The following is a 6,847-nucleotide window of genomic DNA, read 5'->3' on the forward strand; positions in this document are numbered from 1 at the left end:
AAACCAGGTTATCTCTGAACGGTACACAATTCACACGGCTTATTCAAAAAACTGACTGATTTTCGCTTTTAAGATATCAATTGCAATACGGTTTTTACCGCCGCGAGGCACGATAATATCGGCGTACTGTTTCGAAGGCTCAATAAACTGCAGGAACATCGGGCGAACGGTCTTTTGATATTGCGCCATCACGGAGTCCATGGAGCGGCCGCGTTCGTTAACGTCGCGTTTGATACGACGCATCAGGCAGATATCCAGAGGGGTGTCGACGAAAATCGAGAAGTTCATTGATTCGCGCAGGCGGGCGTCGGTGAGCAGCAAAATCCCTTCAAGGATAATGACCTTTTTCGGCTCGATGCGGATCGTTTCTCGGGTGCGGGTATGTTCTACGTAGCTGTAGACGGGCAGTTCAATGGCCTCGCCGCGCTTCAGCGCTTCCAGATGCTGGAACAGCAGGCTGTGATCCATTGCACTGGGGTGGTCATAGTTGGTTTTTACGCGCTCTTCCATCGAAAGATGGGATTGATCTTTGTAATAGCTGTCTTCGGGAATAACACCGATATGCTCATCACCTACCTGTTCACGCAGTTCACGATAAAGCGTACTGGCAATAAGACTTTTACCTGAAGCCGATGCGCCGGCGATGCCTATGATGACGCACTGATGAGACTTATCAGTCATAAATTTAGCGACCTGATTAACCTGGATGTAAGGAAGGACGACGCCGGAGCGTCAAACGCGGCAATTATAGGGATTTCGGGGGCGTGATACCAGTCGAATGCGCAGGTTATGCGAGGCGGGCTGAAAAGTGCCGCTTCACGCCCTGAGCGAAATTTTTACGATCGCTTTTTCGACATTTGATCCCCTTTCTTCGCAGAGTAACTATTTTATAAGTCTATGAAGTCAAAATCTGAGCGCTCAGCATATGAATTGTAAAATGTTTGTACTAGCATAAACCAAATTAATGATTTCACGCGTCCGGACCTGGCTCCTGACAACACGGCGTCCCTGGATAGAGCGGTAATGAATAAACAATACCAGCGGGTTTTGGTTACTACCCCACATCCTTTACTGCGACTTGTCTGTCTGGGTCTCGTCACGTTCATTTTTACCCTGTTCTCCCTTGAGCTGACCCGCTTCGGGTCGCTGCTGGCACCGCTGTGGTTCCCGACCTCCATTATGATGGTGGCGTTTTACCGCCATGCGGGAAAAATGTGGCCCGGCATCGCCCTCGCCTGCTCCTTTGGCAATATTTTTGCCTCGTGGATGCTCTTTTCATGGGACGCCATCAACCTAACCTACACGGCGATCAATATTATTGAGGCCTGTATTGGTGCGGTGTTGCTGCGTAAGCTGCTCCCCTGGTATAACCCGCTGCAAAACCTCAACGACTGGATCCGCCTTGCCGTCGGCAGCGCCCTGGTGCCGCCGCTGGTGGGCGGCGTTCTGGTTCATTTTCTGGTGCCGGGCCCGGAGCCGCTGCGCAATTTTCTGTTCTGGGTACTTTCAGAAGCCATCGGCGCGCTGGCGCTGGTACCGTTAGGCCTGCTGTTTAAGCCGCATTACCTGCTGCGTCACCGCAATCCGAGGCTGCTGCTGGAAACGCTGGTGACCCTGGTCATCACCCTGGCCCTGAGCTGGACGGCCATCACCTGGCTGCCGTGGCCGTTCACCTGCATCATCGTTTTGCTGATGTGGAGCGCGGTACGCCTGCCGCGAATGGAAGCGTTCCTGATATTTTTATTCACCATCATGATGGTATCCCTGATGATGGTGCGAAACCCGCCCTCCATGACGCCGTCAAACATGATGGTGACCTTCAACGCGCCGTGGCTTCCCTTCCTGATGATGCTGCTGCCGGCCAACGTGATGACGATGGTGATGTATGCCTTTCGCGCCGAGCGTAAACACATTACGGAAAGTGAAGAACGTTTTCGTAACGCGATGGAGTATTCCGCGATTGGTATGGCGCTGGTGGGGATTGAGGGCCAGTGGCTTCAGGCCAACAAGGCGCTTTGCAATTTTCTCGGCTACAGCCAGACGGAGCTCCAGTCGCTCACGTTTCAGCAGCTAACCTGGCCCGAGGATTTACATACTGACCTGGAACAGCTGGGACAGCTGATCAACGGAGAGATCAACAGCTACAGCCTCGAAAAGCGCTACTATACCCGCAACGGCGAGGTGGTCTGGGCGCTGCTGGCCGTCTCCGTTGTTCGCCATGCCGACGGCACGCCGCTCTACTTTATTGCCCAGATAGAAGACATCAACGACCTGAAACAGACCGAGTGGGTGAATAAGCGCCTGATGGAGCGCATCACGCTCGCCAACGAAGCCGGTGGGATTGGCATCTGGGAATGGGACCTGGAGCCGGACGTGATCAGCTGGGATAAGCGCATGTTTGAGCTGTACGAGATCCCTTCGCATATCAAGCCCACCTGGCAGCTCTGGCATGACGCCATCGTGCCGGAAGATCGCACCAACGCCGAACAGGTGCTGCGCGAGTCCCTCCAGGCGAGGGTGCCCTTCAAGCTGGAGTTTCGCATCCGCGTTAAGGGAGGCATTCGCCACATTCGTTCGCTGGCAAACCGGGTGCTGAATAAACACGGCCAGGTGGAACGCCTGCTGGGCATCAATATGGACATGACCGAGGTGAAGCAGCTTAACGAGGCGCTGTTCCAGGAAAAAGAGCGTCTGCACATTACCCTCGACTCCATCGGCGAAGCGGTGCTCTGCACCGACATCGACATGAACGTCACCTTTATGAACCCGGTCGCCGAGAAGATGAGCGGCTGGACGCAAAACGACGCGCTGGGTCAGCCCGTGCTGAAGGTGCTGCACATTACCTTCGGCGAGAATGGCCCGCTGATGGAGAACATCCACAGCGGGGATATGTCCCGTACCGATATCGAGCAGGACGTGGTGCTTAACTGCCGGAACGGCGGCAGCTTCGACATTCATTACAGCATCACGCCGCTGAGCACCCTGGACGGTCACAATATCGGCTCGGTGCTGGTGATTCAGGACGTGACCGAGTCGCGCAAAATGCTGCGCCAGCTGAGCTACAGCGCCTCCCATGACGCCCTCACCCGGCTGGCGAACCGCGTAAGTTTCGAAAACCACCTTAAGCGCCTGCTGCAGACGGTACACGAGACGCATCAGCGCCACGCGCTGGTCTTTATCGACCTTGACCGCTTTAAGGCCGTGAACGATACGGCAGGCCACGCGGCAGGCGACGCCCTCCTGCGCGAGCTGTCTTCGCTAATGCTGACGATGCTGCGCTCCAGCGACGTGCTGGCGCGCCTGGGGGGCGACGAGTTTGGCCTGCTGCTCCCGGACTGCAACGTCGAAAGCGCGCGTTATATTGCGGGCCGGCTGATCGACGCTATCAACAACTACCATTTTTCCTGGGAGGGACGCCTGCACCGCATCGGCGCCAGCGCAGGTATTACGCTGATTGACGATAACAATCGTCTGGCCGCGGAAGTGATGTCGCAGGCCGACATCGCCTGTTACGCCTCGAAAAACAGCGGACGCGGCGTCGTCACCGTGTATGAACCCCAGCAGGAGCGGATCCACAGCATGCGCAGCATGATGTCGCTGGACGAGCAGTGGCACACGATCAAGGATAATCATCTGTTGATGATCGCGCGCAGCGTTGCCTCGCCGCGCGTGCCCGAGAGCAGCAGCTTCTGGCTGCTCTCAATGCGCCTGTGGACCAGCCAGGGCGAAGTGCTGGAAGAGCACGCCTTCCGCTCGGGGCTGGCGGAGCCGGAGCTGCTGCACGCCCTGGACCGGCGTATTTTCAGCGACTTTTTCCGCACCCATGCCGCGCAGGTGGCGGCGAAAGGGATGGGCGTCGCGCTGCCACTTTCAGAAGCAGGTTTAGCCAGCGTTACGCTGGTGGACGAACTGCTCGACCTGATTGCACGCGGTCCGCTGCCGGCGCGTCTGCTGCATCTGATGATATCCGTCGACGTGCTGAGCAATGCGGACGAAAACGTGCAGCAGGGCCTGCAAAAGCTTCGTCACGCCGGCTGTCGGGTGGTGTTAACCCGCGTGGGGCGCGATATCAACGTTTTCAGCCGCCTCAGCGCCAGCACCGCAGACTATCTGCTGCTGGATGCGGACGTAGTGACGAACGTTCACGGCAACCTGATGGACGAGATGATGGTAACGATCGTTCAGGGTCACGCCCAGCGTCTGGGGCTAAAAACCATTGCCGGGCCGTGTAACCAGTCGATCATGATGGACACGCTGTCAGGCATCGGCATTGACTATATCTTCGGCGATACCATCGGGGAAGCGCAGCCGCTCGATCTACTGCTTAACACCAGCTATTTCGCCATCAACTGACGGCGACCAGCCGTCGGTATACCAGATATGCAACAGCGCATACGAGCGCCACGGCTGCCAGCGTTCGGCATAGCGACGGATCTGCGCAGGCGTCATTCCGGCAAAACGCTGCTTAATCAGGTAATCATCCGGCAGAAAAACATCTTTCGCCTGCCAGCCGCGCAGGGCCAGATAGCTGGCGGTCCAGCGCCCGATGCCTGGCCGCTGCTGTAAAGCCTTCAACCCGGCCTCGATATCCGCAGGCGGGAAGAGCGGAAAGTCACCGTCCACTACCGACTGCGCCAGATGAATCAGCGACTCCGCACGCTTCAGCGGCATCCCGAGGGCCTTAAGCGCCAGCGGATCCGCAGCAGCGACCGCCTCTGGCGAAGGAAAGCAGAGATACCCCGGCGCGTCCGCAATTGGTTCGCCGCACAGCGCCACCACCCGTGACGCCAGCTTTGCCGCCATCGCCACGCTCACCAGCTGGCCGAGAATGGCGCGCACGCCCTGCTCCCAGGCATCCACGGCGCCCGGCAAACGTAGCCCCGGACGTGCCGCACCGAGCTCGCCGAGTGTCTGCGCTATCCGCTGCGGATCGCAGGCGAGATCGAACAGGCGGGCAATGCGGTCAAGACATGTTTCCGCCACCGGGATCAGGCCCGGGCTTAGCGTCACGGCCAGGGTATGGGTTGCGCAGTCCGGCGTGACGCGAAAAACGCCCTGATGCCCCTCGTAGCCGAAGCTCCGCTCGTAGTAATCGTCCGTAACGGTCTCCACCCCCGTGACCGCACGCGCCGCAAGAAAGCCAAACATCCACTGCCAGTCGTAGGGGGGTTGCCAGTTCAGGGTGTACATCGTCTCTCCTTTTTTGTTCACCTCAGCATAAACCGAAAGACCGCGATGCGCCTTGCTTTCATATTCCTGTTGTCGCCTGGCAGACATTTCGCTAAAGTCTCGCCCCTTCTCACCGGCATGGGGATTTATCGTGTTTATTGGATTCGACTACGGCACCGCAAACTGCTCGGTTGCCATCATGCAAAACGGACAACCGCAGCTCCTGAAAATGGAAAACGGCAGTGCGCTGCTGCCCTCCATGCTCTGTGCGCCCACGCGCGAAGCGGTAAGCGAGTGGCTGTTCCGCCACCATCAGGTGCCGGCCACGGCGGCTGAATCGCAGGCGCTTCTGCGTCGGGCCGTCAGCTTCAACCGGGAAGAAGATATTGAGGTTACGCCGTCCAGCGTGCAGTTCGGCCTCTCCTCCCTCGGGCACTACATCGAGGATCCGGAAGAAGTTTACTTCGTTAAATCGCCTAAATCCTTCCTGGGCGCCAGCGGGCTGAAGCCGCAGCAGGTCGCGATGTTCGAAGACCTGGTGTGCGCCATGATGCTACACATCCGCAATCAGGCCCAGTCACAGGTGCCGGACGCCATCACCCAGGCCGTGATTGGTCGCCCAATCAACTTCCAGGGGCTGGGTGGCGACGAGGCTAACCGGCAGGCGCAGGGGATCCTCGAGCGCGCGGCGCACCGGGCAGGCTTTCGCGACGTGGTGTTCCAGTATGAGCCGGTTGCCGCGGGGCTGGATTTTGAAGCCACGCTGGCGGAAGAAAAACGCGTGCTGGTTGTGGACATCGGCGGCGGTACCACCGACTGCTCGCTGCTGCTGATGGGGCCGCAGTGGCACCACCGCCGCGATCGCGAAAACAGCCTGCTGGGGCACAGCGGCTGCCGCGTGGGCGGTAACGATCTGGATATCGCCCTAGCGTTCAAGAGCCTGATGCCGCTGCTCGGCATGGGTGGACAGACCGAAAAAGGGATCGCCCTGCCGATCCTGCCGTGGTGGAACGCCATCGCGATTAACGACGTGCCCGCACAGAGTGATTTTTACAGCACCGCCAACGGCCGTTTCCTGAACGATCTGGTGCGCGACGCGCAGGATGCGGAGAAGGTCGCGCTGCTGTATAAGGTGTGGCGTCAGCGTCTGAGCTACCGCGTGGTACGTACTGCCGAAGAGAGCAAAATTGCCCTTTCCGATCGTCCTGAGCATACCGCTTCGCTGCCGTTCATCAGCGACGATCTGGCGACGGCTATCACCCAGGACGGTCTGGAGCTGGCGCTCGCCCAGCCGCTGCAGCGCATTCTGGAGCAGGTACAGCTGACGCTGGAGAACGGCAAGGTGAAGCCGGATGTTATCTACCTGACCGGCGGTAGCGCCCGTTCACCGCTTATCAAAAAAGCGCTGGCGGAACAGCTGCCGGGCATTCCGATTGCCGGTGGCGATGACTTTGGCTCCGTTACGGCAGGACTGGCCCGCTGGGCGCAGGTGATGTTTAGGTAGTGCTGCTGCGGTGCGGTCTGGTGCCCTCACCCCCGACCCTCTCCCACTGTACGGTCCGGGGACATAGTGAACACTTGTTCGGGGACATGGTAGACACTTACAACTAAGGCATAAGAACCCGTTTATGGAGTCGCTTATGCCCTGGGATGCGAGAGATACCATGTCATTACGTAC

General features: G+C 58.5%; 4 protein-coding genes. 2 read left to right on the forward strand and 2 right to left on the reverse strand.

The features are described 5' to 3' along the window. Window positions 1-39: 39 nt before the first annotated feature. Entirely contained in the window at window positions 40-681 is a 642-nt protein-coding gene (gene udk, locus OWK27_RS10640) for a uridine kinase (protein ID WP_148418246.1), read from the reverse strand. Between the two features lie 342 nt (window positions 682-1,023). Between udk and OWK27_RS10645 the strand changes: the two genes are divergently transcribed. Next, entirely contained in the window at window positions 1,024-4,353 is a 3,330-nt protein-coding gene (locus tag OWK27_RS10645; protein ID WP_267590363.1) for a diguanylate cyclase, read from the forward strand. On the opposite strand, the gene alkA is transcribed toward OWK27_RS10645, so the two are convergent. Further along, window positions 4,318-5,190 (reverse strand): DNA-3-methyladenine glycosylase 2, encoded by an 873-nt coding sequence (alkA, locus tag OWK27_RS10650; protein ID WP_148418248.1) that lies wholly within the window; start codon window positions 5,188-5,190, stop codon window positions 4,318-4,320. The two genes, OWK27_RS10645 and alkA, sit on opposite strands and share 36 nt — an antisense overlap. A gap of 130 nt (window positions 5,191-5,320) precedes the next feature. Between alkA and yegD the strand changes: the two genes are divergently transcribed. Next, entirely contained in the window at window positions 5,321-6,673 is a 1,353-nt protein-coding gene (gene yegD, locus OWK27_RS10655; RefSeq protein WP_267590364.1) for a molecular chaperone, read from the forward strand. The last annotated feature ends 174 nt before the right edge of the window (window positions 6,674-6,847 follow it).

Source organism: Enterobacter cloacae complex sp. 2022EL-00788 (assembly GCF_026627565.1).
Taxonomy (GTDB): domain Bacteria; phylum Pseudomonadota; class Gammaproteobacteria; order Enterobacterales; family Enterobacteriaceae; genus Enterobacter; species Enterobacter pasteurii.